Origin of the sequence: Streptomyces sp. NPDC087300 (assembly GCF_044744425.1) — a bacterium.
Lineage (GTDB): Bacteria > Actinomycetota > Actinomycetes > Streptomycetales > Streptomycetaceae > Streptomyces.
Map to the genome: position 1 here is coordinate 1 of NZ_JBIUYI010000021.1, position 25,331 is coordinate 25,331.

The window sequence follows — 25,331 nt, forward strand, 5'->3', positions numbered from 1 at the left end:
ACATTCCGAACCCGGAAGCTAAGCCTCACAGCGCCGATGGTACTGCAGGGGGGACCCTGTGGGAGAGTAGGACGCCGCCGAACTAATTTTGAATGAGAAAACCCCCGCACCATTGGTGCGGGGGTTTTCTGCGTTCCAGGGCCATTTCCAGAACGACATCCGGCCCCCTTCCGGCCCCTTTTCTGTTCTCTAGAGGCGGCCGGCGGCTTTGAGGGACAGGTAGGCGTCCGCCAATGCGGGGGCCAGTTCGTTCGGGGTGGCGTCCACGACGGTTACGCCTCGGCGCGTCAGCTGTTCTGCCGTGCGGTGGCGTTCCGACTGGGCCTGGGCCGCGGCCGCCGCGTCGTACACCGCTTCTGTTGTGCCGCGGGACTTGGCCATCCGCTCGATGTGCGGGTCGGCCACGGATGCGACCAGGACCGTGTGGCGTTTGGTGAGGCGCGGGAGTACGGGGAGCAGGCCCTCTTCCACCGGGGCGGTGTCGAGGCTGGTGAGGAGCACGATCAGGGAGCTGCGGGGGGCCGTGCGCAGGGCCGTGGCCGTCAGGCCTCGGGCGTCCGTCTCGATGAGTTCGGGTTCGAGCGTGGCCAGGGCGTTGACCAGGGAGGGCAGGACTTCTCCTGCGGCTCGGCCCTGGACGAGGGCGCGCACTCGGCGGTCGTACGCGAGGAGGTCCACGCGGTCGCCGGCTCGGGATGCCAGGGCGGCGAGGAGAAGTGCCGCGTCCATGGAGGCGTCGAGGCGCGGGGCGTCGCCGACGCGGCCGGCCGAGGTGCGGCCGGTGTCGAGGACCAGGAGGATGTGCCGGTCGCGTTCCGGGCGCCAGGTGCGGACCGCGACGGTGGACTGGCGGGCGGTGGCGCGCCAGTCGATGGAGCGGGTGTCGTCGCCGGGGACGTAGTCGCGGAGGCTGTCGAACTCGGTGCCCTGGCCGCGGGTCAACACGCTGGTACGGCCGTCGAGTTCGCGCAGCCGGGCCAGTTTGGAGGGCAGGTGCTTCCGGCTGGCGAACGGTGGCAGGACGCGGACGGTCCAGGGGACCTGGTGGCTGCCCTGGCGGGTGAACAGGCCGAGGGGGCCGTACGAGCGGATGGTGACGCGGTCGGCGTGATGGTCGCCGCGGCGGGTGGGGCGCAGGCGTGTGGTGAGGCGGCGGCGTTCGCCGGCCGGGATCGTGGACCGGTGGCGGGACGCGGCGACCTCCGTGCCCGGCTGCCAGCTACTGGGTGGCCAGGCGTCGCGGAGTTCGGCGCGCAGCGGGCGGCCGGACGGGTTGGTGACGGTGAGGTCGACGTCGGCGGCCTCGCCGAGGCGGGCTGATGTGTCGCTGGAGCGGGTCAGGCGCAGTCGGCGTACGGGGGCGGCCAGGGCGAAGTCGCAGGCGCAGGCCAGGGCGATGGGGGCGTTGACGGCGAGCATGCCGGTCCAGCCCGGGGCCCAGATGCCCACGGGGAGGGCTCCGAGTGCCGCCAGGAGAGCGGCGCGTCCGGTGAGGGCCATCAGCGGGGGACCGGGACGTGGGCGAGGATCGCGTTGATGACGGAGTCCGCGGTGACGCCCTCCATCTCGGCCTCGGGGCGCAGTTGGATGCGGTGGCGGAGCGTGGGGAGGGCCAGGGCCTTCACGTCGTCGGGGATGACGTAGTCGCGGCCGGTGAGCCAGGCCCAGGCGCGGGCCGTGGAGAGCAGGGCCGTCGCGCCGCGGGGTGAGACGCCGAGGGTGAGGGACGGGGATTCGCGGGTGGCGCGGCAGATGTCCACTACGTAGGCGGTGATCTCGGGGGAGACGGTCGTCTTCGCGACGGCGGCGCGGGCGGCTTCCAGGTCGGCGGGGCCCGCTACGGGGCGTACGCCCGCGGCGTGCAGGTCGCGGGGGTTGAAGCCCTCGGCGTGGCGGGTGAGGACGTCGATCTCGTCCTGGCGGGAAGGGAGAGGGACCGTCAGTTTGAGGAGGAAACGGTCCAGTTGGGCCTCGGGGAGGGGGTACGTGCCTTCGTACTCCACCGGGTTCTGGGTGGCGGCGACGAGGAACGGTTCGGGAAGGGGGCGCGGGGTGCCGTCGACCGTGACCTGGCGTTCCTCCATCGCTTCGAGGAGCGAGGACTGGGTCTTGGGCGGGGTGCGGTTGATCTCGTCGGCCAGCAGGAGGTTGGTGAAGACCGGTCCTGGCTGGAAGGAGAACTCGGTGGTGCGCGCGTCGTAGACGAGGGAGCCGGTGATGTCGCTCGGCATCAGGTCGGGGGTGAACTGGACGCGCTTGGTGTCGAGTTCGAGGCTCGCGGAGAGTGCGCGGACGAGCAACGTCTTCGCTACCCCGGGGACTCCCTCCAGGAGGACGTGACCGCGGCAAAGGAGCGCGACGACGAGGCCTGTGACGGCGGGGTCCTGGCCGACCACGGCCTTGGAGATCTCGGCGCGCAGGGCTTCGAGGGAAGCGCGTGAGCTGCGGGGATCTCCGGTGGGCCCGGCGTTGTCAGTGGTCGGGTCCATCATGAATGGCGTACCTCTCTTTCGAGGGCGTCGAGTTGGTCGGCGAGGGCGATGAGCGCTGCGTCGTTGCCGGGAGGCGGTCCGAAGAGGAGAGGGAGCAGGTCTCGGTCGGGGGAGGGGAATCGGGTGGAGAGCGCGGGGAGCAGGGTCTCGGGTGCGTGCGCCTGGGCGGGGGATACGCCGACGAGCGGGGCGAGTCGGCCGCGGGTGGCGGTGCGCAGAGCCGTGGCCGCGCGGTCGCGGGCGTTCGCCTTGCGGTAGAGACGGGCGCGGCCTTCGACGGTTTCCGAGGCGCGGATGGCCACGGGGAGGCGTTCGGGTACGAGAGGGCCGAGGCGGCGGGCGCGCCACAGGGCGGCGAGCACGGCGGCGACGGTGAGTTGCAGGGTGGCCCAGCGCCAGCCGGAGGGGATCAGGTCGAAGAAGCCGCGGCGTTCGTCGTCGGTGGCGGCGGAGTCGTCGGAGAGGGAGGGGAGGTACCAGACCAGGTGGGGTCGTGAGCCCAGGAGTTGGAGGGCGAGCGAGGCGTTGCCGTGCTGGTCGAGGCGGTCGTTGTAGAGGATGTCGGGGGCGCCGAGGACGACGGTGTCGCCCTTTCCACGGGGGGTGGGGAGTTGCAGGAGGCTGGGCAGGCCGTCGCTGAGGTAGCAGGCTTCGGCGTCCGGGGCGAGGGCGTCGTAGCGGATGCCGCCCATGTCGGCGTCGCCCGCGCGGCGGGCCGCGGGCAGGGAGCAGCGGGGGGAGAGCGTGGAGTCCGTGCTGGGGACGCCGTCCACGGTGACGCCGGGGGCGAGGGTGCCGATCGAGGGGGTGCCGGGGGTGACGAGGACGGTGCGTCCTTCGGCGTCCTCGGTGGCCGCGTGCAGGCGGGACTGCTGGCTCTTGGTGAGGACGTCCGGGTTGGCGACGAGGAGCGTCGTGTCGGGTCCGGTCGCGGCCCTGGCTTCTTCGACGGTGGTGACCACGCGGGTGGACACGCCCCGGTCGGCGAGGAGTTCGGCGACGGCCCGGCTGCCGTAGGGGTCGGTGGCGCGCGGGTCGAGGCGTCCGTGCTGGGTGTCGGAGCGGACCGCGGCCATGGCGACGGCCGCTGCCAGGAGGACGACCAGGGCCAGGGCGATGCCACGGGTGCGGGTCCAGAGCTGGCGGGGGGTCGCGGAGGTCGACGTCGGTGCCGTGGCGGGGCGGAGGTGCGGGGCGGGCTTTTGTGCGGTGTCCGTGCTGGTGCCGCTGTCGGTGCTGGTCCCGCTGGCGCTGGCGGTGCTGGTGCTGGTGGCGCCAGCGGTGGCGGGCGCGGGCGCGGGGGGCCGCGGCGGCTCGGGGGAGTCGGTGGAGCCGGTCATTCGGCGGCTCCCTGGGAGTTGCTGCTCACCGTGGTGTGGGCGGTGCTGATCAGGACCGGTTTGGTGCGTTCGAGGTCGCGGTCGAGATCGGCGATGCGCAGGTATGCCGGTTCGCCGGCGGTCCGGCCGCCGTATGTCACGTCGTCGAACTCCCGGGCGGCGGTGCGCAGTCGGGTGGCGTGCGAGGGCAGGGGGTGGCCGGCTTCGGCGGCTGCCTCGTCGGCGGTGCGGCCGGGGCGGACGTCCAGCAGGGCGCGCTCCTCCAGGGAGCGGACGACGGCGCGCATGCGTTCCTGGACGGCCTGGTTCCAGTGGCCCTGGGCGGCGTGTGCCTCGGCGGCCGCGCGGTGTTCGGCGGCGCTGCGGGGGCGGTCGTCGAAGAGGGGCGGCGCGGAGGTGGGTGTGCGGTGCGGGGTGCCGAGGCGCCACCACAGGGCGAAGGCCAGGAGTACGACGGCGAGCACGATGACCAGGAGGCCGAACCCGCCGCCCGGGGTGGCCCCCGAGGCGGCGGAGAACAGGTCCTCCACCCAGCCCCAGAAGCGGTTCAGGGCCCGCTGGAAGAGGCCGGGGTCGTTCTCGTGGTACATCGGCTTGGACAGTTCGCGCTCGGCGGCCTCCCGCGCGGGGTCACGCGGGATCGTCACCGGTGGGTCGTCGCCGGTGCGCGGCAGGAGCGGTGACGCTCCGAGCCGGGTGAGAACTGCCCCCGCCGCCGTCACCGCATCAGCTCCCCGGGGTGCCGGGCGTGGTGGGCCCGTGGCCGGGGACGCCCGCGGCGCGGGCGAGTTCGAGGTCGAGGGCCTCGCGGCGGATGCGCTGGTCGATGTAGAGCAGCACGGTGACGCCGGCCGTGATGGGGAACGTGAGCATGGAGCCGATCACCGAGCCGATGCCGGTGATGATCAGGAAGGTCCAGCCCAGGTCGCCCGTGTTCTCGAGGAAGCCCGTGACGCCGTCGCCGCTGAACGCGCCCGCGATGAAGGTGAACGGGATGACGATGATCGACGCCACGACGTTCGCGATGATCGCGGCGAGCAGCTGGATGCCGAAGACCCGCCACCAGGAGCCGCGGACCAGCTTGTCCGAGCGGGCCAGGGACTTCTTGATGCCCTGCTTCTCCAGCATCAGCGCGGGCGAGGCGAGCGAGAGGCGGATGACGACCCAGAGGGCGGCGACGCTGGCTGCCAGACCGCCGAGTACGGCGAGGCTGGTGCCGGCTTCGGAGGGTCCCGCCAGCGCGATCAGTACGCCGGGCAGGATGCCGACGGCGACGATCGCGACGCCGATGAGAGGGATGAGCAGGGTCAGGCCGAAGAGCTTCACCAGCTGGGGCCGGGAGTCCTGCCAGGCTTCCGAGAGGGTGACCGACTTACCGAGCACCGCTCGGCTGGTGACCATCGTGAGCAGGGCCGTCGCGATGATCGTGCCGAGCAGGGTGATCACGAGGACCACTCCGGAGCTGAGCATCGTGTCGCCCATGGCGCGGGTCAGTTCGCCGAGGGTCGCGCTCGGGTCGTTCAGGGCGTCCGTGTCGACGGTGTCGTTCAGGACGAGGCCTTGCAGGAGGACGACGACGACCTCGGTGAGGATGGCGACGGTCAGCGAGATGCCGAGGACCGTGCGCCAGTGGGCGCGCATGGTGGAGACCGCGCCGTCCAGGATCTCGCCGACGCCGAGCGGGCGGAGCGGGATGACGCCGGGCTTGGCGGCGGGCGGCGGGCCCTGCCAGGCGCCCCAGCCTCGGTAGCCGCCTCCTCCGGGACCGCCTGGGCCTCCGGGGCCGCCTGGGCGCTGGCCGCCCCAGCCGCCGTTCTGTGCGGGCGGCGGAGGCGGGGGTGGCGGGGTCTGGCCCGGGCCCGGGGTGCTGGGCGGGGACCACTGGGCGGGCGGCGGCTGCTCCTTGGACCACTTCGAGGACGGGCCGCTCTGGGGGCCGGCGTCCGCGGGGTCGGGGGAGTCCGGCTTGCCGGAGTCCGGTCCGTCGGAGGGGGCAGATCCGGGCGAGGCCCAGCCCGGAGTGTCGTTCATCGTCGCTCCTTCACGGTGCCCGTCCGCGGTTGCGGCGGCAGGTTGCCAGCCATCGTGTCACGGTGCACCGACCGGAGGGCCGGGCGCCGTAGGGGCTGTAGACCTTCAATTGTCCGCTGGGTACGGGGCAGACTGGGCGGATGGCTGATCAGTACGCGCAATCCAGCGAGCACACACGGCCGACCGAGCTCCCGGCGATCCCCGCGATCCGTTGGGACGAACCCCCTGAAGGGCCGGTGCTGGTCCTGCTCGACCAGACCAGGCTGCCGGGCGAGGAGAGCGAGCTGGTGTGCACCGACGCACCGGCTCTGGTGGAGGCGATCCGGACGCTGGCGGTGCGCGGGGCACCGCTGCTCGGCATCGCGGGGGCGTACGGCGTCGCGCTGGCCGCCGTCCGCGGGTTCGACGTGGACGAGGCGGCGGACGCGCTGGCGGGGGCGCGGCCCACCGCGGTCAACCTCGCGTACGGCGTGCGCAGGGCGCAGGCGGCGTACCGCACCGCGATATCCGGAGGTGAGGACGTCGGCCGGGCGGCCGGTGCCGCGCTTGCCGCGGCGAGGGCGCTGCACGCGGAGGACGCGCGGGCCAGCGCGGAGATGGCGGCGCGCGGGCTGGCGCTGCTCGACGAGCTGTTGCCCGGTGGTGGGCACCGGATCCTCACGCACTGCAACACGGGGGCGCTGGTCTCCGGCGGTGAGGGCACGGCGTTCGCGGTGGCGCTCAAGGCGCATCGGGAGGGGAGCCTGCGCAGGCTGTGGGTGGACGAGACGCGGCCGCTGTTGCAGGGGGCCCGGCTCACCGCATATGAGGCGGCGCGGAACGGAATGGCGTACACCTTGCTCACGGACAACGCGGCGGGTTCGCTGTTCGCGGCGGGAGAGGTGGATGCCGTGCTGATCGGTGCCGACCGCATCGCGGCCGACGGTTCGGTGGCGAACAAGGTGGGGAGCTATCCGCTCGCGGTGCTGGCCCGATATCACCATGTGCCGTTCATCGTGGTGGCGCCGGTGACGACCGTGGACCCGGCCACCCCGGACGGGGCGTCCATCGAGGTGGAGCTGCGGGGTGGTCATGAAGTGACGGAGGTCACGACGCCGTACGCGCCGATGGCCGGAAGAGAAGCGGGAGGCGGTATTCCGGTGGCACCCCTGGGGACCCAGGCGTACAACCCCGCATTCGACGTGACGCCGCCGGAGTTGGTCACGGCGATCGTCACGGAAGAGGGCGTTCTGTCACCTGTGACGGCAGAGGGCCTTGTCGAGCTGTGTGCCAGGTCACGCCAGGTAACGATTAGCTAATGGGATGATGTCAGGCATGAAGGGACGAGTCCTTGTCGTCGACGACGACACCGCACTGGCCGAGATGCTCGGGATTGTGCTGCGTGGTGAAGGTTTTGAGCCGTCGTTCGTAGCTGATGGCGACAAGGCGCTGGCTGCTTTCCGGGAGGCCAAGCCGGATCTTGTGCTGCTCGACTTGATGCTTCCCGGTCGGGACGGCATCGAGGTGTGCCGCCTGATCAGGGCGGAGTCCGGGGTGCCGATCGTGATGCTCACCGCCAAGAGCGACACCGTGGATGTGGTGGTCGGTCTGGAGTCGGGGGCGGACGACTACATCGTCAAGCCGTTCAAGCCGAAGGAGCTCGTGGCCCGGATCAGGGCGCGGCTCCGTCGGTCGGAGGAGCCCGCGCCGGAGCAGCTGGCCATCGGTGACCTGGTCATCGACGTGGCGGGGCACTCCGTGAAGCGGGACGGGCAGTCGATCGCGCTGACGCCGCTGGAGTTCGACCTCCTGGTCGCGCTGGCCCGCAAGCCGTGGCAGGTGTTCACGCGTGAGGTGCTGCTCGAGCAGGTCTGGGGCTACCGGCACGCGGCGGACACCCGCCTGGTGAACGTGCACGTCCAGCGGTTGCGCTCGAAGGTGGAGCGGGACCCGGAGCGGCCGGAGATCGTGGTGACCGTCCGTGGTGTCGGTTACAAGGCCGGACCGAGCTGACGTGTCCCGGGACAGTTCCTCCTCGGCGCCCGGGGATCCGGGGGCTCGCCAGGGGCGGACTGGACCGGCGCGGCGCGCGTCCCGGTTCGGGCGGCTCGCCGACGGCGGGCTGCTGTTGCAGGGCGGGGTGCAGGGCAGCCCCGTCCTTCGGCTCTTCGCGCGCTGGGTGCGCCGCCCGCTGCTGCCCGCCCTGCGGCTGTGGCGGCGCAACATCCAGCTCAAGGTCGTCGTCACGACGCTGCTGATGTCGCTCGGCGTGGTCCTCATGCTCGGCTTCGCCGTCATGAGCTCGGTCAACAACGGGCTGCTCAAGGCCAAGGTGAAGGCGTCGCAGAGCCAGGCCGACGGAGGTTTCCGGGCGGCTCAGGACAACGTGAACGCGGCCCGTCAGAGCGGTACGGGCCAGGGGCAGGACGGCAGTACGGCGGACGGGCGCAATGCCGCCCTGTGGATGTCCGACCTCGTCGAGCAGCTGTCCAGCGGCGGGCAGAACGCGTTCGCCGTGGTGACGCTGAGCCCGACCTCCGCGGGTGACGCGGGCAGTGTGCGCGGTTCGCGGGCCTCGGGCGGCGTGGAGCCGATCCTGAGCGTGCCCGAGGAGCTGCGGCGCAGGGTCGACGAGGGCACCGAGGTCTACCAGGCCAATACGCGCATCGTCTACGACGACGGGCGTGGGCCGCAGTCGGGTCTGGTGATCGGCAAGCGGCTCAACGACCTCAACGGCGATCCGTACCAGCTCTACTACCTCTTCCCGCTGACGCAGGAGGAGGAGTCGCTCAACCTCGTCAGGACGACGCTCGCGACGGCGGGGCTGTTCGTCGTGGTGCTGCTCGGCGCGATCGCCTGGCTGGTGGTGCGCCAGGTGGTCACGCCCGTCCGGATGGCCGCGGGCATCGCCGAGCGGCTGTCCGCCGGGCGTCTTCAGGAGCGGATGAAGGTCACCGGCGAGGATGACATCGCGCGGCTCGGTGAGGCCTTCAACAAGATGGCGCAGAACCTCCAGTTGAAGATCCAGCAGCTGGAGGAGCTGTCGCGGATGCAGCGGCGGTTCGTGTCGGACGTCTCGCACGAGCTGCGGACGCCGCTGACGACCGTGCGGATGGCCGCCGACGTCATCCATGAGGCTCGGGTGGACTTCGATCCGGTGACGGCTCGGTCGGCCGAGTTGCTCGCCGATCAGCTGGACCGGTTCGAGTCGCTGCTCGCGGATCTCCTTGAGATCAGCCGGTTCGACGCCGGTGCGGCGGCGCTGGAGGCCGAGGCGATAGACCTCAGGGAGGTCGTACGACGGGTCGTCGGCGGCGCGGAGCCGCTCGCCGAGCGCAAGGGCACGCACATACGGATCGTGGGGGACCAGCAGCCGGTGGTCGCCGAGGCCGATGCCCGGCGGGTGGAGCGGGTGCTGCGCAATCTCGTGGTCAACGCCGTGGAGCACGGCGAGGGCAAGGACGTCGTGGTGCGGCTCGCGGCGGCGGGCGGCGCGGTCGCGGTCGCGGTGCGTGACTACGGAGTGGGGCTCAAGCCGGGCGAGGCGACGCGGGTGTTCAGCCGCTTCTGGCGCGCGGACCCGGCACGCGCGCGTACCACCGGTGGTACGGGTCTCGGCCTGTCCATCGCGCTGGAGGACGCGCGGCTGCACGGCGGCTGGTTGCAGGCGTGGGGCGAGCCGGGTGGCGGTTCGCAGTTCCGGCTCACGTTGCCGCGTACGGCGGACGAGCCGCTGCGCGGTTCGCCGATACCGCTGGAGCCGGACGATTCGCGGCGCCACCGTGGCCTGAACGACGCGGGTCTGCCGCTGGGCGGCGCGAGCAAGCTCGCCACGGTGCCCGCGCAGGCGTCGGCGGAGCGCGTGCCGCCGCCCGTACCGGCGAAGGGTCCGATACCGCCCCGGCTCCTGGCCGCGGCCGTGGACGTGGATCCCACGGCGTTGCCGGGCAGCGGCGCGCGGGTCGTGTCGCGGCGGCCGGTGGACGACGAGGCGCTGGGCGATCCCGAGTTGGACGGGCCGGGTTTCGACGGGCCAGATCTCGATGCGCCAGACCTCGATGGGCCAGATCTCGACGGGCCAGATCTCGACGGGCCGGGCCCGGACGGCTCAGGGGCGGGCTCTGACGGGGGCGGGGACGGGGACGACGAGGCGCGTTCCGGCGCCGGGGTGCCCGAGCAGCCGACGCGGGCGCACGGGGACGGGCGCGAGCCGGGGCCGGGGCCGGGGGGCAAGAGGGCGGCCGGAGAAGAGGATTCGGCCAGGGAAGAGGAGAGCACTCGTGGGCGCTGACCCCGATCGGAGCGGGAGCTGGAGCGGGAGCGGCCGCCGGACGGGCCGCGGGCGGCGTCCGCTGCGTACCGGGCTGCTGCTGACCGGCTGTGTGTCGCTGCTGGCCGGCTGCGCCTCGATGCCCGACAGCGGGAACCTGAAGTCCGTCGACGCCTCGCAGCGTCCGGACTCCCAGTCGCAGGTCCGGGTCTACGCGATGCCGCCGCGCGAGGGCGCGCGGGCCGTGGAGATCGTGCAGGGCTTCCTGGAGGCGCTGACCAGTGACGATCCGCAGTTCGCGATGGCGCGCAAGTATCTGACCGACGAGGCGTCGAAGGGCTGGCACCCCGAGCGGTCCACGACGGTGCTCGCCGACGGGCCGAACACGAGCGCGGCGGGGAACGCGGGCAACGACAGCGAAGGACGGACGTTCTCGCTGACCGGCCGCGAGGTCGCGACGGTGGACGAGCAGCACGCGTACCGCCCCCAGGAGGGGCAGTACAAGCAGACCCTCCACCTCAGCCAGCAGGGCGGCCCCGGCGGCCCCTGGCGCATCGACAGGCTTTCGCCGGGCGTGGTGCTCGGCGAGTCCGACTTCCAGCGCATCTACCGGTCCGTCAACAAGTACTACTACGCCACGCCCGCGTCGGGGATGGGTTCGGGCGGTCAGCGGGCGCTCGTCGCCGACCCCATCTACATACGCCAGCGCATCGATCCGCTGACCGAGACGGTGAAGTCGCTCCTGCACGGGCCCACCAACTGGCTGGATCAGGTGGCGGATTCGAGCTTCCGCAGCGGTACGAAGCTCAAGGACCCCGACAAGTCGCTCTCGCCCGACGACCAGAACAAGCTGACCGTGCAGCTGAACGCGCGCGCCGACCGCACGGGGCAGCGCAGGTGCAGCGAGATGGCGGCCCAACTGCTCTTCACGCTCCAGGACTTGACGTCCTCGGGGGTCGAGGAGGTGCAGTTGCAGCGGTCCAACGGCTCGATGCTCTGCGTGCTGAGCGAGGAGCGCGCCGAGTCGATCGCGCCGCACCGCACCGCGGACCGGCCCGACTTCCAGTACTTCATCGACGACAAGAAGCGGCTCGTGCGGATGCCGGCGGCCGCGGGCAGCACCGCGGAGCCGGAGCCGGTCCTCGGCACCATCGGCAGCGGCGAGCAGCCGCTGCGCTCGGCCGCGGTCTCGCGCGACGAGAAGCGCGCGGCGGGGGTGTCGTACGACGGGCGCTCGCTGTACGTCGGTTCGCTGGACGCGAACGGCGAGCTCCACAAGGCGGAGGTGCGCAGCAAGGCCAAGCTGGAGGAGGACCGCCTCTCCACGCCGAGTTGGGACGGCAGGGGTGACCTGTGGGTGGCCGACCGTGATCCGAAGCGGCCGCGGCTGCTCTGGTTCGGCCAGGGCGCGGGCGCGCCGGTCCAGGTCGACGTCTCCGGTCTCGACGGGCACATCGAGGCGGTGCGGGTCTCCGCCGACGGCGTGCGCATCGCGCTGCTCGTGGAGAAGGGCGACAAGAAGTCGCTGTGGATCGGCCGGGTCGAGCGGGCGGGCGGCGGCGAGGGCGAGAAGCCGGAGATCTCGGTGCTCGAACCCACCCAGGCGGCACCGCAGATGGAGGAGGTCACGGCCATGTCGTGGGCGGGCGGAAGCCGGCTCGTGGTGGTCGGACGCGAGTCCGGCGGGGTGCAGCAGATGCGGTACGTCCAGTGCGACGGGTCGGTACGTCCCGCCACCTCGCTGCCCGGTCTGACCGGCGTGAAGGAGATCGCCGCCTCGGAGGACGAGCGGCAGCCGTTGGTGGCGCACTCGGACGACGGGATCGTGCGGCTGCCCACGGGCGCGCAGTGGCAGACGGTGGTGAAGGAAGGGACGGCTCCGGTCTATCCGGGGTGAGGTCCGCCCGAGGTCAGGTCCCGTCCGCGGTGAGGTCTGTCCGGCGGGTGGAGGGCGGCCGGGGCCTCTCCTCCTGGTGAAGTGCGGCCTGTCGTAGGCACGTTCCGAGCCCCACCCGCCTCGCGGCGCTCGAACGGCCGCACAGCGATGTGGAGTTGTCCACAGGGGGTTATCCACAGGGGTGGCCGCCCGGCCCGCCGGTTGGCACAGTGGTGGACATGCGGGGCTGGTGGCAGGACCTGACCGACCTGGTGCTGCCGGCGGAGTGCGCGGGATGCGGGCGACCGCGTGCGGCGCTCTGCGCCGAGTGCCGTGCCGCCCTGTGCGGGACCGCGTCGCGCCGGGTGCGGCCGGTGCCGGAGCCGCCGGGCCTGCCCGTGGTGCACGCGGCGGCGCCGTACGAGGACGCGGTGCGGGCCGTCCTGCTCGCGCACAAGGAGCGCGGCGCCCTGGGGCTCGCGGGGCCGCTCGGTGAAGCGCTGGCGGAAGCCGTGTGCGGCGTTCTGCGGGTCGAATCCGGGGCGACGGGTGATAGGGGGGCGCAATCCTGGGTAGGCGGCTCACACGGCGGTCCACAGGGGCGCACGGTGCCGTTGTCGCTCGTTCCCGTGCCGTCGTCGCGCGCGTCGGTGCGAGCGCGCGGGCATGACCCGGCGCGGCGGATCGCGCTCGCCGCGGCGGGTGAACTGAGGCGTGCGGGTGTCCCGGCGCGGGTGCTCGCCGTGCTGCGTCAACGGCGCGTGGTGGCCGATCAGTCGGGGCTCGGGTCCCGGCAGCGGCAGGCCAATCTGGCGGGCGCCCTGGAGGTGACCGCCGGAGGCGCCGGGCTGCTGGCTCATGGTGGCCGGGTCGTCCTGGTGGACGACCTGATGACCACCGGTGCCTCTTTGGCCGAGGCCGCGCGAGTGATAAGTGAAGTGCGCACGCAAGAGAACACAGGGACCGAGGCTGCCCGGAAACCCGTTTCCCGGGCCGCGCGAGGCCCGGAAATGGGCAGGGAGAACCGGATCAGTGCTGCGGTTGTCGCCGCTTCACCGGAATCCTTCGAAATAAACCGGAACTGATTGAGAACTTGCGTCGTTGCAGGTGATGAGAGGGTCGATACACCTGAATGGAGGTACGGGGCGGTAGAGGGTGACGACATCCGTCCGGGCGAGATATGTTCGGTTGTGAGGAATGGCTGACGCCGTCCCTCGCATATCGGATTGCCGGTAGCCGGGTTTTTGCAATCACCCGCGCCGGTGGGGTGGAGATCTCGTCCACGGGGGAGGAGGAGGTGGAAGTCACCGAGTCCGAGGCTCCGGGAGTCACCGGAGTCTGGTGCAAAAGGGAGTTGCTCCGCCACAGGAGCGGAGCAATCCGGGAACGGAGTTCTGCGTGGACATCGTCGTCAAGGGCCGCAAGACCGAGGTGCCCGAGCGGTTCCGCAAGCACGTGGCCGAGAAGCTGAAGCTGGACAAGATCCAGAAGCTCGACGGCAAGGTGATCAGCCTCGACGTCGAGGTGTCCAAGGAAACCAACCCGCGTCAGGCCGACCGTTCCGACCGCGTGGAGATCACCGTCCGCGGACGTGGGCCCGTGATTCGCGCGGAGGCCTCGGCAGCCGATCCTTACGCGGCGCTCGACCTGGCCACGGCCAAGCTGGATGCCCGGCTGCGCAAGCAGCACGAAAAGCGCCACAACCGGCGCGGCAACGGCAGGCTCTCCGCCGCCGAAGTCGCCGAGCGCGTCCCGGACGCGGCCTACCTCAACGGGGACGGCTCCGTCGCACGCGACGAAGAGCCGGACGGTGTCCCGGTCAAGAAGATCGGTTCGCTGGAGGTCCAGGGGGACGGCCCCCTCGTGGTCCGCGAGAAGACGCACGTCGCGGCACCCATGACGCTCGACCAGGCGCTCTACGAGATGGAACTGGTCGGACACGACTTCTACTTGTTCGTCGACTCCGAGTCCAAGGAGCCCAGCGTCGTCTACCGACGGCACGCCTACGACTACGGCGTCATCCGTCTCAACACCGACCCGATGGTCACCAGGCCCGAGACGGCCGGTGGCGGCGGAGCCCTCGGCGGCTGACGCTGCCCCGTGACCGCCGTCGTGGTGCCCCTGGGAGCGCGTGTGCGCCCCCAGGGGCACCAGCGTGCGACCACTGCGCGCACCGCACCGGCGCCGGGCATGAAATCATGGGCGGGCCGGCCAACCGGTGTGCTGCCGCCCCGGGTTGGCGCAGCAGAGGTACAACCAGGCCACGGCCTTCATGGGGGAGGAACGATGGCGGACAGCTTCGGACCGATGCGTGATGAGGATGCCGGGGACGGCATCGGCATCGGCACGCAAGCGGGCGCCCCGCGCAAGGAGCCCATCCGGGTCCTTGTGGTGGATGACCACGCCCTCTTCCGCCGGGGCCTGGAGATCGTCCTCGCCGCCGAGGAGGACATCCAGGTCGTCGGTGAGGCCGGCGACGGCGCGGAGGCGGTGGACAAGGCCGCGGACCTGCTGCCCGACATCGTGCTCATGGACGTACGCATGCCGAAGCGCGGTGGCATCGAGGCGTGCACCTCCATCAAGGAGGTGGCGCCGAGCGCCAAGATCATCATGCTGACGATCAGCGACGAGGAGGCCGACCTCTACGACGCGATCAAGGCGGGCGCCACCGGCTACCTCCTCAAGGAGATCTCCACGGACGAGGTCGCCACGGCGATCCGCGCGGTGGCCGACGGGCAGTCGCAGATCAGCCCCTCGATGGCGTCGAAGCTGCTCACCGAGTTCAAGTCGATGATCCAGCGCACCGACGAGCGCAGACTGGTGCCCGCGCCGCGGCTGACCGACCGCGAGCTGGAAGTCCTGAAGCTGGTGGCCACGGGGATGAACAACCGCGACATCGCGAAGGAGTTGTTCATCTCCGAGAACACCGTGAAGAACCACGTGCGCAACATCCTGGAGAAGCTGCAGCTGCACTCCAGGATGGAGGCCGTCGTCTACGCGATGCGGGAGAAGATCCTCGAAATCCGGTAGCCGCCCGGTAGCCACCCGCTGGGGCGGGGTCAGGCGAGGGCGCGGGTCAGCTCCGCCGCCAGCCCGGGGCGGTCCACCCGGCCCACGGCCACGGAGTCGCAGCCGACCCAGGACGCCGCCTCGCGCAGCGCCTGGGCCATCGGGGCGACCGCCTTCGGGGAGTCGAGCGAGACCTGCTTGGCGACCAGGACCTTGCCCTCGCGCGCCGGGTCGACCCGGCCGAGCAGCTTGCCGCCCGCGAGCAGCGGCATCGCGAAGTAGCCGTGGATCCGCTTGGGCTTGGGGACGTACGCCTCCAGGCGGTGGGTGAAGCCGAAGATCCGCTCCGTGCGCGCCCGCTCCCAGATCAGTGAGTCGAAGGGCGAGAGCAGTGTCGTGCGGTGGCGGCCGCGGGGCGTGGTCGCCAGGGCCTCGGGGTCGGCCCAGGCGGGCTTGTCCCAGCCCTGGACCGTCACCGGCACCAGACCCGAGTCCGCGACCACCGCGTCGAACTGCTCGCCCTTGAGGCGGTGGTAGTCGGCGATGTCCGCGCGCGTGCCGACGCCCAGGGACTGCCCGGCGAGCCGGACCAGACGGCGCAGGCACTCCGCGTCGTCCAGGTCGTCGTGGAGCAGCGGGGCGGGGACGGCGCGCTCGGCGAGGTCGTAGACCCGCTTCCAGGAGCGGCGGTCGGTGCACACCACCTCGCCGTACATCAGCGCGCGCTCGACGGCGATCTTCGACTCCGACCAGTCCCACCACTCGCCCTTGTTCTTCGCGCCGCCCAACTCCGTGGCCGTCAGGGGGCCTTCGGCGCGGAGCTGCTTGATCACCTGGTCGTACGCGCCGTCGGGCAGGTCGTGGTGCCAGTGCGGCCGTGCACGGTAGGCGCGGCGGCGGAAGGCGAAGTGCGGCCACTCCTCGACGGGGAGGATGCACGCGGCGTGCGACCAGTACTCGAAGGCGTGCGGCCGGGGGGTGGGGGCGCCCGCGGGGGTGGCGCTCCAGTACGCCGACTCGACGGTGTCGCGGCCGACCGCGCCGAGCCGTGCGTACGGAATCAGCTCGTGGGAGCGGGCCAGGACCGAGATCGTGTCGAGCTGGACCGCGCCGAGGTGACGCAGCACGCCCCGCACGCCGGACTTCCGGTCCGGGGCTCCCAGGAAGCCCTGGGCGCGCAGGGCGATGCGGCGGGCCTCGTCGGCGGAGAGTGCGGTGGCGGGGCGCGGCAGGCTCGTCATGGTCCGAACGATAGGGGGCGGCACTGACAACCGGCACGGACAGCTGGCGCGTGCCGGTGGGCGGCCGGGCGGTCGACGCGGTGTCAGTTCTTGGCGGGCAGGTACGGGAGGTACGAGGGCAGGGCGAGGTCCGAGGGGAGCAGGGCGCCGACCCAGCTGTCGCGGAGCGTGCCCTTGTTCAGCATGCCGCCGCGGAGCGTGCCCTCGACGGTGAAGCCCGCCTTCTCGACGACGGCCCGCGAGCCGGTGTTGCCGACCTCGGCGCGCCACTCCAGGCGCGTGCAGCGCAGGTCGGTGAAGGCCCAGCCGGCCAGGCCGAGCACGACCTCCGCCATGTAGCCGCGGCCGCGGTGCTCCTTGGCCGTCCAGAAGCCGACCTCCCAGGCGCCCGAGCGCGGGTGGTGCAGGCTGGCGGCGGCGAGCAGCGGGCCGCCCGCCAGGGGGCGTACGGCGAAGGTGTACTCGGTGTCGTCCCGCCAGCCGTCCGGGACCATGCGCAGGACGAAGCCCTCGGCGTCCGCGCGTGAGTACGGCGAGGGGATCGTGGTCCAGCGCTGGATGTCGGGGTCCTGACAGGCCGCGTACGCCTCGTCGATGTCGGCGGGCGTGAAGGTGCGCAGGCTCAGGCGCTCGGTGGTGAGGGTGACGGGCTCCATCAAGCGATTCTGCGGGCGGCGCCGCCCCGGTGGCCAGCCCTTTTGGTGGTCGATCGCGATCACCGAACGTACTGTCGCGGTCACAACTCATCAGCACTCGTGGGCACAACCCGGCACCTTCGGCGCTCCTCGCCCGTTGACCTCAGGGCAGACCTCCCGGCGCAGCCGGGTCCTCGCATACGATGGCCGTTGCCCAACGAGTAAAACCGACCATGCCAGGCCCGACCGGCAAGGAGACCAACCCCCGTGTCCGTCCTCTCGAAGATCATGCGTGCAGGCGAAGGCAAGATCCTGCGCAAGCTGCACCGCATCGCGGACCAGGTCAACTCCATCGAAGAGGACTTCGTCAGCCTCTCCGACGCCGAGCTGCGCGCGCTGACCGAGGAATACAAAGAGCGGTACGCCGACGGCGAGACCCTCGACGACCTCCTGCCCGAGGCCTTCGCGACGGTCCGTGAGGCCGCCAAGCGCGTCCTGGGCCAGCGCCACTACGACGTCCAGATGATGGGTGGCGCCGCGCTGCACATGGGCTACGTCGCCGAGATGAAGACCGGCGAGGGCAAGACCCTGGTCGGCACGCTGCCCGCGTACCTGAACGCCCTCTCCGGCAAGGGCGTCCACCTGATCACGGTCAACGACTACCTGGCCGAGCGCGACTCCGAAATGATGGGCCGCGTCCACAAGTTCCTGGGTCTGCAGGTCGGCTGCATCCTGGCGAACATGACGCCCGCCCAGCGTCGCGAGCAGTACAGCTGCGACATCACGTACGGCACGAACAACGAGTTCGGCTTCGACTACCTCCGCGACAACATGGCGTGGTCGCAGGACGAGCTGGTCCAGCGCGGCCACAACTTCGCGATCGTCGACGAGGTCGACTCGATCCTCGTGGACGAGGCGCGTACGCCGCTGATCATCTCCGGCCCCGCCGACCAGGCCACCAAGTGGTACGGCGACTTCGCCAAGCTGGTCACCCGCCTCACCAAGGGCGAGCCGGGCAACCAGATGAAGGGCATCGAGGAGACCGGCGACTACGAGGTCGACGAGAAGAAGCGCACCGTCGCCATCCACGAGTCCGGCGTGAGCAAGGTCGAGGACTGGCTGGGCATCGACAATCTCTACGAGTCGGTGAACACGCCCCTGGTCGGCTACCTGAACAACGCCATCAAGGCCAAGGAACTCTTCAAGAAGGACAAGGACTACGTCGTCATCGACGGCGAAGTCATGATCGTCGACGAGCACACCGGCCGTATCCTCGCCGGCCGCCGCTACAACGAGGGCATGCACCAGGCGATCGAGGCGAAGGAAGGGGTGGACATCAAGGACGAGAACCAGACCCTTGCGACCATCACCCTTCAGAACTTCTTCCGCCTCTACAAGCGCGACGGCTACGACAGCGGCCTGTCCGGCATGACCGGTACGGCGATGACCGAGGCCGCCGAGTTCCACCAGATCTACAAGCTGGGCGTCGTGCCGATCCCGACGAACCGGCCGATGGTCCGTGCCGACCAGTCCGACCTGATCTACCGCACCGAGGTCGCCAAGTTCGCGGCCGTGGTGGACGACATCGCGGAGAAGCACGAGAAGGGCCAGCCGATCCTGGTCGGCACCACCTCGGTCGAGAAGTCCGAGTACCTCTCGCAGCAGCTCTCCAAGCGCGGCGTCCAGCACGAGGTGCTGAACGCGAAGCAGCACGACCGTGAGGCGCCGATCATCGCCCAGGCGGGCCGCAAGGGCGCCGTCACCGTCGCCACGAACATGGCCGGACGAGGCACCGACATCAAGCTCGGCGGCAACCCCGACGACCTCGCGGAGGCGGAGCTGCGCCAGCGCGGCCTGGACCCCGTCGAGCACGTCGAGGAGTGGGCCGCCGCGCTGCCCGCCGCCATGGAGAAGGCCGAGCGGTCCGTCAAGGCGGAGTTCGAAGAGGTCAAGGACCTCGGCGGCCTCTACGTCCTCGGTACCGAGCGGCACGAGTCGCGGCGCATCGACAACCAGCTGCGCGGTCGTTCCGGCCGTCAGGGCGACCCGGGCGAGTCCCGCTTCTACCTGTCGCTCGGCGACGACCTGATGCGGCTGTTCAAGGCGCAGATGGTCGAGCGCGTGATGTCCATGGCGAACGTGCCGGACGACGTGCCGATCGAGAACAAGATGGTCACCCGGGCGATCGCCTCCGCGCAGTCGCAGGTGGAGCAGCAGAACTTCGAGACCCGGAAGAACGTCCTCAAGTACGACGAGGTCCTCAACCGGCAGCGCGAGGTCATCTACGGAGAGCGTCGGCGCGTCCTGGAGGGCGAGGACCTTCAGGACCAGGTCACGCACTTCATGGACGACACCATCGACGCGTACATCGCCGCCGAGACCGCCGAGGGCTTCGCCGAGGAGTGGGACCTGGACCGGCTGTGGGGCGCCTTCAAGCAGCTCTACCCGGTGAAGGTCACCGTCGACGAGCTGGAGGAGACGGCGGGCGACCGCGCGGGCCTCACCGCGGAGTTCATCTCCGACTCCATCAAGGACGACATCCACGAGCAGTACGAGTCGCGTGAGGAGCAGCTCGGCTCCGACATCATGCGGGAGCTGGAGCGGCGCGTCGTCCTCTCGGTGCTCGACCGCAAGTGGCGTGAGCACCTCTACGAGATGGACTACCTCCAGGAGGGCATCGGCCTCCGTGCCATGGCGCAGAAGGACCCGCTGGTCGAGTACCAGCGCGAGGGCTTCGACATGTTCAACGCCATGATGGACGGCATCAAGGAGGAGTCCGTCGGCTACCTGTTCAACCTGGAGGTCCAGGTCGAGCAGCAGGTCGAGGAGGTTCCCGTCGAGGACGCGGCGACGTCGCTGACCAAGGACGGGGCGCAGGACGCGGTTCCGGCGGGGGCGTCGTCCTCCCGTCCGGAGATCCACGCCAAGGGGCTGGAGGCTCCGCAGCGGCCCGACCGCCTGCACTTCCAGGCGCCGAACGCCGAGGGCGGCATCGACGAGGGTGACTTCGCCACGGACGCGGACGGTGTGCGGTCCGAGTCGGACGGGATGACCCGCGCGGAGCGGCGCAAGGCTCAGAAGGGCGGGCGACGCCGCAAGAAGTAGGCGTCGTCGCGCGTGACCGGATCGTTGGTCCGGTCGGCGTGAGCGGTTTGAGGGGCCGGGCCTTTGGGGCCGGCCCCTTTGGCTTGGGTGGGGTTGGGGGGGGGAGAGAGAGCTCGGGTTGGGTGGGCTGGGGCTGGGTGGGTTGGCCTTTCGGTGGGGTCGCTTTTTAGTTGTCTGTTTCTACCGCTGTGCAGCGCCATCTCCTGTCCGCGCCCCTGTGCAGCCTGAACGCCAGCGCCCGGAGCCTCGGGCCCGTCGCGATGCGCGCGAAGACCTCGTACGTCTCGGGGTGCGGCTGGTAGTGGCCGATGCGGTGGATCGTGGGGCGGTGGGCGCCGTCCGTGCCGAGGGGGCGGAGTTCCGCCAGGCGGGCCAGGTCGTCGAAGGCCGTGTTGGCGATGTGGCGGGCCACCCAGTACAGGGGGCGTTGGCCGCTGAGTACGAGGACCAGACGTTCGGCGAAGACCTCCGTGGGGTGTGGGGGCGGCTGGGCCGGGATCGTCGGGGGCGCGGCAGGAACCGGGGTGCGGCCGGGGTTCGCGGGGCGGCCGGAGGGGGTCGGGCCGCGGCTGTCCGTCCGGGTCGGCGGGCGGCTCGTGGAGGGGCGGCCCGTGGGCGGGCGGCGGCGTGGCCTGGTCATCACCTTGCGCATGGGGACTCCTCGGATACCGGTAAGTAACTTTTCCGTTGGGGATCTTGTACGGGGGGTGCGGCCGGCGTCGCAAGGGATCCGGGGGCGTGGGGGAGGGCCCGGAGAGGTTCACCTATCCGGGTGAGCGGGGGTCTCGGAAGTGCGGTGGGCGCTGGGCGGTACCGGGTGAATTCCGGGACGGCCGTCGACGGTTACCGCGGTGGTGGGGGCACTCCGAAGGGGGACTCCCGCACGTATCCTGGGCCTCTCAACGGCCACGATGGCTCTTCTGCGGCCACGGACGAAAGCGGTCAGTCATGCGCGTCTACGTTCCCCTGACACTGCCCCGGCTCGCGGAGGCGCACAAGGCCGGGGAGGTGGCGCCGGGGCCGCTGGTCGCCTACGCCGTGACGCCCGCGCTCCGGGAGTGGTACGTCTCCGACGACATCGAGGAACTGGAGTACGCGGCGCTGAACCGGGCGGCCGCGGCGTCGTTGCGGTTGGTGGCGGGCGATCCGGACGCGGCGCGGCGGCGGGTCGTCCTTGCGGCGGACGTGCCGGACGGGGTCGCGGTGGCCGATCCGGACCGGGGGCTGGATCAGGGGGCGCTCGGAGAGGTGCGGATCGCCGGGGGGCTTTCCTTGGGGAAGGCGGCGGCGGTGCATGTGGACGCGGACGACGCGGAGGGGGACGTGGGGGCGGCGGCTGCGGCGTTGGGGGCGGCGGATCAGGGGGACGATGACGCGCGGTTCGTGGTGGACGGGGCGGAGGATCATGAGCTGTTGTGGTTCGGGGTGCAGGAGATTCCGGGGCTGATTGCCTGAGGGGTCTGGCGGGGGCGCCTTGGGCGGGTTCGGGTCGGGTTCGACTTGGGTTCGTCTGTTGGGTGCGGGCGCTGGCGCGGGCCGGGGCGGGGGTTGTCTGCGGGGCCGGGTGGGCTGGTGCGCAGGGTTCGTCTGTGGGGCGGGGCCGTGGGGGTATGTACGTACTCGCTATCCCGGGGCGGTGCTCACTTGGACTTGCTTCCTTGCCTCGGTGGCCACTTGTGCTCCGTGCGCACATACCCCCACGTCCCCTCGGGACGGTTTCGCGGCCGCGGGCTGTTGGGGCTTCCGCCGCCTGCCACCCTCGTACCGCACGACACGCTCGCGGCTGCGGCCCGGGGGGAGGCTTCCGCCGCCTGCCGCCCCCGTACCGCAGGGCATGCTCGCGGCCGCGGGCCGGTGGGGGGCGATGTGGGCGGGTAGCGTTTGGGTATGGGGAAGTTGTTGAGCGGTGCGCATATCGTGTGGGACTGGAATGGGACCCTCCTGCATGACATAGACACGGTGATCGAGGCCACGAACGCCTCGTTCGCGGAGATCGGGCTCGAGGCCATCACGCTGGAGAGGTATCGCGAGCTGTACTGCGTGCCGATTCCCAGGTTCTACGAGCGGTTGATCGGGCGGCTGCCGACGGATGCCGAGTGGCGGGTCATGGACGCCGTCTTCCACAAGCACTACTGGGCCCGTGCGGAGAGCTGCGGGCTGACCGAGGGGGCCGCGGAGCTGCTGGCCGGGCGGCGGGCCGACGGGCGGACGCAGTCGTTGCTCTCGCTGGCTCCGCACGAGCACCTGGTGCCGATCGTGCGCAAGCACGGCATCGAGCAGCACTTCGTACGGATCGACGGGCGTACCGACGATTCGCACGCGGGGAAGGCCGAGCGGATGGTGCGGCACCTGGAGGCGCTCGGTGAGGCGACCGCGGTGGAGCGGGTCGTCGTCGTGGGGGACGCCGTCGACGACGCCGTCGCCGCCGCGCACGTGGGGGCCCGCGCCGTGCTCTACACCGGCGGGTCGCACAGCCGGCGGAGTCTGGAGGCCGCCGGGGTGCCGGTGGTGGACAGTCTCGCGGAGGCCGTGGTGGTGGCGGAGCGGCTCGCGCTCTGACGGGATCCCGGCGGGTGGTTTCGCGGGACTCCGTATCACGCTCCGCATCGTTCTGCGTACGCTGTGGTGGGATCCTCGGCCGGGTGAGCCTTGCGGGACGACGTGACGGGGGCGGTAGCGCTATGGGTTTCGGCTTCGGGCAGCGGCGGGGCGGGCAACTGCCCGCCGAATTGACCTCGTTCGTCGGTCGGGTGGACGAACTGGCGCAGGTGCGGGCGGCGTTCGACTACGCACGGCTCGTCACGCTGGTCGGTCCTGGCGGGGTGGGCAAGAGCCGCACCGCGCTGCGGGCGGCCGCCGGGCTCGGCGAGCGGTTTCCCGACGGGGTGTGGCTGGCCGAGCTGTCCGCGCTGCGGGACCCGGAGTTGATTCCGGCCACGCTCGCGGCCGTTCTGGAGCTGCCCGAGCAGTCGGGGATGGCGCCGCTGGACGCGGTGGTGGCGCATCTGCAGGGGCGGCGGCTGCTCATCGTGCTCGACACCTGTGAGCATCTGGTCGACGCCTGCGCGATGCTGTCGGACATCCTGCTGCGCGAGGCCGCGGACGTGTGCGTGCTCGCCACCAGTCGGCAGCCGTTGGACGTGCCGGGTGAGCACTGTTGTCCGGTGGCGCCGCTGGCGCCGGAGGATGCCGTGGAGCTGTTCGCGCAGCGGGCCGCCTCGGTGGTGCCCGGCTTCGCGGTGCACGACGGCAATCGCGAGCGGCTGCTCGCGCTGACCCGGCGGCTCGACTGCATTCCGCTCGCCCTCGAACTGGCCGCCGTGCGGCTGCGCGCGGTGTCCATCGAGGAGCTCGTCGCGCGGCTCGACGACCGGTTCCAGGTGCTCACCGGCGGGCGGCGTACGGCGCTTTCGCGCCATCAGACGCTGCGGACGGCCATCGACTGGTCGCATGAACTGTGCACGCCCGCCGAGCAGTTGCTGTGGGCCAGGCTCTCGGTGTTCGCGGGGTCGTTCGAGCTCGCCGCGGCCGAACAGGTCTGCGGGGGCGGCGAGTTGCCCGTGGGCGAGGTGCTTGGACAGCTCATCGGGCTCGTCGACAAGTCCGTGGTGCAGCGGCTCGGGGAGTCCGGGAACCGCTACCGGCTCCTTGACACCCTGCGGGAGTACGGGGCGGAGCGGCTCGGCGCGGCGGAGGGCGACGGGGGCGCGGCGTTGCGGGCCCGGCACTTCGCGTACTACCGGGAGCTCGGCCGGCGGTTCGAGGAAGGTTTCTTCAGCCCCCGGCAGCCGGAGCTGCACCGCGCGGTGCGGGCCGAGATCGCCGATCTGCGGGCCGCCCTGGAGTACGCGTACGCGACCGAGGGGCGGGCGGCGGAGGGGCTCAGGCTCGCCGCCCGCCTCTGGCCGTACTGGCGGGCCTCCGGAGCGCTCTCCGAGGGCGGGTACTGGATGGAGAAGGGCCTGGAGCTCGTCCCCGATGACTGCACGGCGCGGGCCTGGGGGCTGCTCGGGACCGGCGTCTTCGCGGTGTGGACGGCGGATCTGGCGACGGCCGTCGAGCGGATGGCGCTCGCCCTGGAGTGCGCGGTGCGCGCGGGCGACGAGGAGGTGGCGCTCTTCGCCGAGGGGTACGCCAGCGGGCTCGCGGCACTGTGCGGTGACGAGACGGGGCTCGCCGCGCTGGAGGACGTACGACAGCGGATGGCCGGCGGCGATGCCCTGCTCGGTCTGGTGGTGATGGGCTACGAAGGCGCGCTGCTGCGGGCCGTCCTCGGGGACATCGAGGGGGCGCTCGACCTGTGCGCGCAGGGGCTCGCCCGGCTGGAGGGCACCGGCGACCGGCAGATCTACGGGTCCACGCTCATGGCGCAGGGGCTCGTGCAGTGGCTCGCGGGGGAGCGCGAGGCAGGAGTCGCCTCGCTGTGCCGAGGGCTTGAGGCGGCGGGCGAGGTCGACGAGATCCTGGTCGCCGCGATGTGCTGCCACGGTCTGGCGTGGGCGGCCGCGCACCAGGGGCGGCAGGTGCGCGCGGCCTGGCTCCTCGGGTACGCGGAGAACGCGCGGCGGCTCGGCGGGGACCCCATCGGCATGCTGCCCACGCTCCTGGAGCAGCAGGAGACGACGCGTAAGGCGGTGCGGGAGGCGCTGGGCGCCAAGCAGTTCGAGCGCTGGCACGCGGTGGGGGCGCGGCTCTCGGGGCAGCAGGTGCTCGACGCGGTGAAGGCCGACGCGGACACCCCGTGCGGGCCGCCGGAGCAGCGGGCCGGACGGCGGGCCGCGGGCTCCGACGTGCTGACGCGGCGCGAGCGCGAGGTGGCCGTCCTGGTGGCGCAGGGCCTGTCCAACCGGGAGATCGCCGAGCGCCTGGTCATCTCCAAGCGGACCGCCGACGCGCACGTCGAGCACATCCTCGCCAAGCTGGGGGTCGGCTCCCGTACGGAGGTCGCGGGGGCGACGGGGGCGGGATAGGGGGGCGGGGGTGGGTTCTCCTCGGCGCCGGGTCGCCCATGTAGGGGCCCAGGCCGCCGCCGCTTCGCGGCGGATGCGTGCTCACCCGCCCACCCGGACTCCGCGCCGACAGGCCCTGTAGGAGCCACTGCGTCTCGCGCGGAGCCTGCCCTCGCCGACAAGGGCAGGCGGCCGCGTCGAACGGCATGCGGGTGCGGGGTGCATTGCCATGACAGCCGTGGGGGAATGACCAGGCATGTCACACCCCGCCGCCCGTTGCCGCGGCCCCCGGAGGAGCGGCGCACCAGAAGCCTGCCGCCCGCGGGTGCGTCCCGCCATCGGTATGCGCGAGAATCCGCATACCGATGTGGGGGCCGCGGGGGCGACTCCGTATACCTACGTAG

19 protein-coding genes and 1 rRNA gene are annotated in these 25,331 nt (G+C 71.6%); 12 read left to right on the forward strand and 8 right to left on the reverse strand.

From position 1 onward, the window contains the following. Positions 1-83, forward strand: a 5S ribosomal RNA gene (gene rrf / locus ACIO9J_RS42315); the annotation flags it as partial. A gap of 106 nt (positions 84-189) precedes the next feature. On the opposite strand, the gene ACIO9J_RS42320 is transcribed toward rrf, so the two are convergent. Genes ACIO9J_RS42320 through ACIO9J_RS42340 form a run of 5 tightly spaced genes read right to left on the reverse strand, consistent with a single transcriptional unit; the run spans position 190 to position 5,863 of the window. Next, the gene (locus tag ACIO9J_RS42320; RefSeq protein ID WP_402010959.1) at positions 190-1,500 is read right to left on the reverse strand and encodes a DUF58 domain-containing protein; all 1,311 of its coding nucleotides are present in this window, start codon (positions 1,498-1,500) and stop codon (positions 190-192) included. Then, positions 1,500-2,489 (reverse strand): AAA family ATPase, encoded by a 990-nt coding sequence (locus tag ACIO9J_RS42325; RefSeq protein ID WP_402010961.1) that lies wholly within the window; start codon positions 2,487-2,489, stop codon positions 1,500-1,502. Before ACIO9J_RS42325 ends, ACIO9J_RS42320 begins: the two co-directional genes overlap by 1 nt. Further along, the gene (locus ACIO9J_RS42330) at positions 2,489-3,832 is read right to left on the reverse strand and encodes a DUF4350 domain-containing protein (RefSeq protein WP_402010963.1); all 1,344 of its coding nucleotides are present in this window, start codon (positions 3,830-3,832) and stop codon (positions 2,489-2,491) included. The genes ACIO9J_RS42325 and ACIO9J_RS42330 overlap by 1 nt, the downstream gene beginning before the upstream one ends. Further along, positions 3,829-4,554: a DUF4129 domain-containing protein gene (locus ACIO9J_RS42335; RefSeq protein ID WP_402010964.1), complete on the reverse strand. Its 726-nt coding sequence runs from the start codon at positions 4,552-4,554 to the stop codon at positions 3,829-3,831. The genes ACIO9J_RS42330 and ACIO9J_RS42335 overlap by 4 nt, the downstream gene beginning before the upstream one ends. 4 nt (positions 4,555-4,558) lie before the next feature. Beyond that, complete coding sequence (locus ACIO9J_RS42340; protein WP_402010966.1) at positions 4,559-5,863, reverse strand: hypothetical protein; 1,305 nt, start codon at positions 5,861-5,863, stop codon at positions 4,559-4,561. Between the two features lie 140 nt (positions 5,864-6,003). Here ACIO9J_RS42340 and mtnA point away from each other — a divergent pair, with 140 nt between their 5' ends. From mtnA to ACIO9J_RS42375, 7 genes are all read left to right on the forward strand, one after another. Continuing rightward, a complete protein-coding gene (mtnA, locus tag ACIO9J_RS42345) occupies positions 6,004-7,161 on the forward strand; it encodes an S-methyl-5-thioribose-1-phosphate isomerase (protein ID WP_402010968.1) in 1,158 nt (385 codons plus the stop codon). A gap of 4 nt (positions 7,162-7,165) precedes the next feature. Next, positions 7,166-7,855 carry a two-component system response regulator MtrA gene (mtrA, locus tag ACIO9J_RS42350; protein ID WP_189176211.1) on the forward strand — a complete coding sequence of 230 codons (690 nt, stop codon included), beginning with the start codon at positions 7,166-7,168 and terminating at the stop codon, positions 7,853-7,855. Position 7,856: 1 nt separating this feature from the next. Further along, a complete protein-coding gene (gene mtrB, locus ACIO9J_RS42355; RefSeq protein ID WP_402010970.1) occupies positions 7,857-10,133 on the forward strand; it encodes an MtrAB system histidine kinase MtrB in 2,277 nt (758 codons plus the stop codon). Positions 10,134-10,251: 118 nt separating this feature from the next. Further along, positions 10,252-12,009, forward strand: coding sequence for an LpqB family beta-propeller domain-containing protein (locus ACIO9J_RS42360; protein WP_402011036.1), 1,758 nt, complete (start codon positions 10,252-10,254; stop codon positions 12,007-12,009). 218 nt (positions 12,010-12,227) lie between these two features. Then, on the forward strand, positions 12,228-13,073 hold the full coding sequence (locus ACIO9J_RS42365; RefSeq protein WP_402010972.1) for a ComF family protein: 846 nt from the start codon (positions 12,228-12,230) through the stop codon (positions 13,071-13,073). Positions 13,074-13,386: 313 nt separating this feature from the next. Beyond that, positions 13,387-14,079, forward strand: a complete 693-nt coding sequence (hpf, locus tag ACIO9J_RS42370; RefSeq protein ID WP_402010974.1) for a ribosome hibernation-promoting factor, HPF/YfiA family — start codon at positions 13,387-13,389, stop codon at positions 14,077-14,079. 195 nt (positions 14,080-14,274) lie between these two features. After that, complete coding sequence (locus ACIO9J_RS42375; protein ID WP_055543608.1) at positions 14,275-15,018, forward strand: response regulator transcription factor; 744 nt, start codon at positions 14,275-14,277, stop codon at positions 15,016-15,018. A 29-nt stretch (positions 15,019-15,047) separates the two neighbouring features. On the opposite strand, the gene ACIO9J_RS42380 is transcribed toward ACIO9J_RS42375, so the two are convergent. Both ACIO9J_RS42380 and ACIO9J_RS42385 read right to left on the reverse strand, forming a co-directional pair. Continuing rightward, positions 15,048-16,238: a winged helix-turn-helix domain-containing protein gene (locus ACIO9J_RS42380; RefSeq protein ID WP_402010976.1), complete on the reverse strand. Its 1,191-nt coding sequence runs from the start codon at positions 16,236-16,238 to the stop codon at positions 15,048-15,050. A gap of 83 nt (positions 16,239-16,321) precedes the next feature. Further along, a complete protein-coding gene (locus tag ACIO9J_RS42385) occupies positions 16,322-16,894 on the reverse strand; it encodes a GNAT family N-acetyltransferase (protein WP_402010977.1) in 573 nt (190 codons plus the stop codon). Positions 16,895-17,140: 246 nt separating this feature from the next. On the opposite strand from ACIO9J_RS42385, the gene secA reads away from it, so the two are divergent. Continuing rightward, a complete protein-coding gene (secA, locus tag ACIO9J_RS42390) occupies positions 17,141-19,978 on the forward strand; it encodes a preprotein translocase subunit SecA (RefSeq protein ID WP_402010979.1) in 2,838 nt (945 codons plus the stop codon). Between the two features lie 166 nt (positions 19,979-20,144). Here secA and ACIO9J_RS42395 read toward each other — a convergent pair whose 3' ends face one another. Further along, positions 20,145-20,630, reverse strand: coding sequence for an Rv3235 family protein (locus tag ACIO9J_RS42395; protein ID WP_402010981.1), 486 nt, complete (start codon positions 20,628-20,630; stop codon positions 20,145-20,147). Between the two features lie 296 nt (positions 20,631-20,926). Here ACIO9J_RS42395 and ACIO9J_RS42400 point away from each other — a divergent pair, with 296 nt between their 5' ends. From ACIO9J_RS42400 to ACIO9J_RS42410, 3 genes are all read left to right on the forward strand, one after another. Beyond that, positions 20,927-21,433 carry a DUF6912 family protein gene (locus tag ACIO9J_RS42400; protein WP_402010983.1) on the forward strand — a complete coding sequence of 169 codons (507 nt, stop codon included), beginning with the start codon at positions 20,927-20,929 and terminating at the stop codon, positions 21,431-21,433. 432 nt (positions 21,434-21,865) lie between these two features. Continuing rightward, the gene (locus ACIO9J_RS42405; protein ID WP_402010985.1) at positions 21,866-22,537 is read left to right on the forward strand and encodes an HAD family hydrolase; all 672 of its coding nucleotides are present in this window, start codon (positions 21,866-21,868) and stop codon (positions 22,535-22,537) included. Positions 22,538-22,659: 122 nt separating this feature from the next. After that, positions 22,660-24,948, forward strand: coding sequence for an ATP-binding protein (locus ACIO9J_RS42410; RefSeq protein ID WP_402010987.1), 2,289 nt, complete (start codon positions 22,660-22,662; stop codon positions 24,946-24,948). The last annotated feature ends 383 nt before the right edge of the window (positions 24,949-25,331 follow it).

Coding starts and splice junctions, on each gene's coding strand:
- mtrA (WP_189176211.1), top strand. CDS start 7,166: ATGATGTCAGGCATGAAGGGACGAGTCCTTGTCGTCGACGACGACACC.
- ACIO9J_RS42365 (WP_402010972.1), top strand. CDS start 12,228: ATGCGGGGCTGGTGGCAGGACCTGACCGACCTGGTGCTGCCGGCGGAG.
- ACIO9J_RS42330 (WP_402010963.1), bottom strand. CDS start 3,832: ATGACCGGCTCCACCGACTCCCCCGAGCCGCCGCGGCCCCCCGCGCCC.
- ACIO9J_RS42360 (WP_402011036.1), top strand. CDS start 10,252: ATGCCCGACAGCGGGAACCTGAAGTCCGTCGACGCCTCGCAGCGTCCG.
- mtnA (WP_402010968.1), top strand. CDS start 6,004: ATGGCTGATCAGTACGCGCAATCCAGCGAGCACACACGGCCGACCGAG.
- ACIO9J_RS42400 (WP_402010983.1), top strand. CDS start 20,927: ATGCGCGTCTACGTTCCCCTGACACTGCCCCGGCTCGCGGAGGCGCAC.
- ACIO9J_RS42340 (WP_402010966.1), bottom strand. CDS start 5,863: ATGAACGACACTCCGGGCTGGGCCTCGCCCGGATCTGCCCCCTCCGAC.
- ACIO9J_RS42380 (WP_402010976.1), bottom strand. CDS start 16,238: ATGACGAGCCTGCCGCGCCCCGCCACCGCACTCTCCGCCGACGAGGCC.
- ACIO9J_RS42410 (WP_402010987.1), top strand. CDS start 22,660: ATGGGTTTCGGCTTCGGGCAGCGGCGGGGCGGGCAACTGCCCGCCGAA.
- ACIO9J_RS42320 (WP_402010959.1), bottom strand. CDS start 1,500: ATGGCCCTCACCGGACGCGCCGCTCTCCTGGCGGCACTCGGAGCCCTC.
- ACIO9J_RS42405 (WP_402010985.1), top strand. CDS start 21,866: ATGGGGAAGTTGTTGAGCGGTGCGCATATCGTGTGGGACTGGAATGGG.
- ACIO9J_RS42385 (WP_402010977.1), bottom strand. CDS start 16,894: ATGGAGCCCGTCACCCTCACCACCGAGCGCCTGAGCCTGCGCACCTTC.
- ACIO9J_RS42375 (WP_055543608.1), top strand. CDS start 14,275: ATGGCGGACAGCTTCGGACCGATGCGTGATGAGGATGCCGGGGACGGC.
- ACIO9J_RS42395 (WP_402010981.1), bottom strand. CDS start 20,630: ATGCGCAAGGTGATGACCAGGCCACGCCGCCGCCCGCCCACGGGCCGC.
- ACIO9J_RS42325 (WP_402010961.1), bottom strand. CDS start 2,489: ATGGACCCGACCACTGACAACGCCGGGCCCACCGGAGATCCCCGCAGC.